This window comes from Mesorhizobium alhagi CCNWXJ12-2 (assembly GCF_000236565.1).
GTDB lineage: Bacteria > Pseudomonadota > Alphaproteobacteria > Rhizobiales > Rhizobiaceae > Allomesorhizobium > Allomesorhizobium alhagi.
In genome coordinates, this window is the sequence record NZ_AHAM01000025.1 from 1 (window position 1) to 1,741 (window position 1,741).

At 62.4% G+C, this 1,741-nt stretch carries 3 protein-coding genes; 2 read left to right on the top strand and 1 reads right to left on the bottom strand.

Going from position 1 to position 1,741, the window contains the following annotated elements:
• The first annotated feature begins 94 nt into the window (after positions 1-94).
• Both MAXJ12_RS02585 and MAXJ12_RS02590 read left to right on the top strand, forming a co-directional pair.
• Entirely contained in the window at positions 95-463 is a 369-nt protein-coding gene (locus MAXJ12_RS02585) for a hypothetical protein (RefSeq protein WP_008834195.1), read from the top strand.
• A gap of 150 nt (positions 464-613) precedes the next feature.
• Positions 614-1,009, top strand: coding sequence for a Fur family transcriptional regulator (locus tag MAXJ12_RS02590; RefSeq protein ID WP_040584677.1), 396 nt, complete (start codon positions 614-616; stop codon positions 1,007-1,009).
• Here MAXJ12_RS02590 and MAXJ12_RS02595 read toward each other — a convergent pair whose 3' ends face one another.
• The gene (locus tag MAXJ12_RS02595) at positions 1,010-1,639 is read right to left on the bottom strand and encodes a LysE family translocator (RefSeq protein WP_008834197.1); all 630 of its coding nucleotides are present in this window, start codon (positions 1,637-1,639) and stop codon (positions 1,010-1,012) included.
• Between the last annotated feature and the right edge of the window lie 102 nt (positions 1,640-1,741).

The window sequence follows — 1,741 nt, forward strand, 5'->3', positions numbered from 1 at the left end:
GGCTCGGCAAGGCGAAGGCCGCGGCCTGACACCCGTGGCGGAACGTTTGCCGCCCGTTGCTGTTGTTCGGTAGACGACAGCGACGGAGGCGAACATGCCCGATCAGTCGAAGAAAATCGAGAACGACGCGGCCGGCCAGTTCGTCCGCTCGAAACACGGCCGGGGAAATGACGGCCTCTCCAGCGCCGAGCCGCGCGTGACCACAGGCGACGGCGACGCCACCTTCGACAATGACCCGGATTTCCCTCCGGAAAGCCGCAACGACCGGGCGACCGGCGCGCGCAAGCTGCAATCCATAGAGGGCGGCGGAATGGAAGACGGTCCCGACGAGCGCACCTATGAGGGACCGCCGGAACACGGCCTGCAGGAAGACATGGACGAGGTTCCCGAAAAGACGCGTCATGGCGACGGCCAGAACCCGCCCGGCAGCTTCGGCGTGTCGAAGCCGGCAAGGAACGCCTGACCGGCGAACAGCTTTCGCACGCGGAACATCGCGTCACATCAACGCCCGCTGGCAAAACTGCCGTCCAATCGCTATTTCAGTGCGAGGAAATGACATCATTGCTGCGCCGTGCAAAACTTTGCCGGCGCGAAGCAAAGCGGGAAGGGCATTATGGCGGCCAGGGAAATGCTGACGAAGAACCAGGTGCGGGTGCTCGAAAAGCTCGAGGCCGCGACTGGACCGCTCAGCGCCTATACACTGCTCGACCAGTTGCGCAGCGAGGGCTTTCGCGCGCCGCTGCAGGTTTATCGCGCGCTCGACGGGCTGATGAATGCCGGTTTCGTCCACCGTCTCGAAAGCATGAGCGCCTTCGTCGCCTGTTCGGAACCACACGACCACAGCCATCGCATGATCGCCTTTGCCATCTGCGACAAATGCGGGCAGGTGGCCGAGTTTTCAGACGAGAAGGTGGGAAAGAGCCTCGACGCCTGGGTCGGCTCGACCGGCTTCGCCGCCAAGAAGGCGGTCATCGAATTCCGTGGGACGTGTGCGGCTTGTGCGGCCTAACTATCGCGCGGTCGACCAGGCAAACCAGAGTGCGACAGCGGCAAGCAGAGCCGAAAGTACGCGGCGGGCGATACGTTCCCGACGCGGATCGTTGAGAAAGGGCTCCAGTGTTCCGGCCATGAGCACTATCGCGGCATGGACGATTGTCGCGGCGGCCACGTAGATCGCCGTCAGAGCCATTGTCTGGGCGAGCACCGGCTTTTCAGCCTCAACGAAAGTCGGCAGGACGGCTACATAGAATATGGCAGCCTTAGGATTGAGCAGATTGGTGACAAGGCCGCGGGTGAAATATTTTCCACGCTTCCCGTCGGCAGGGGATACGACATCGGTTCCCGTATTCCACCCCTCGAACGCCAGATAGAAGAGAAAAAGCACGCCGGCCCAGCGCAAGCTCTCGTAAAGCAGATTCGACGTTTGGATCAATTCTGAAACGCCTAAAGCTGCGAGCACGCCGACCACAGCCAGCCCCAATGCGATTCCGGCCACTGTGGCAAAGCCGGCGCGCCGCCCGTCACCAGCCGAAACCAGCGCCAGATAGGTCATGTTGGGGCCGGGAGTCAGTTCGATCAGGAAGGATGCAACCGCGAAGGAGAGGAATGTGGCGTCCGAAACCCCGAGCATTCCTTCCATTTCAATGCGCCTCGTCCCAATTGTCGGCCGCCCGCGCATCCACCTGCAGCGGCACGGCCAGATTGACGGCAGGCATCGCGGCGCCCGCCATCACTTCGCGCA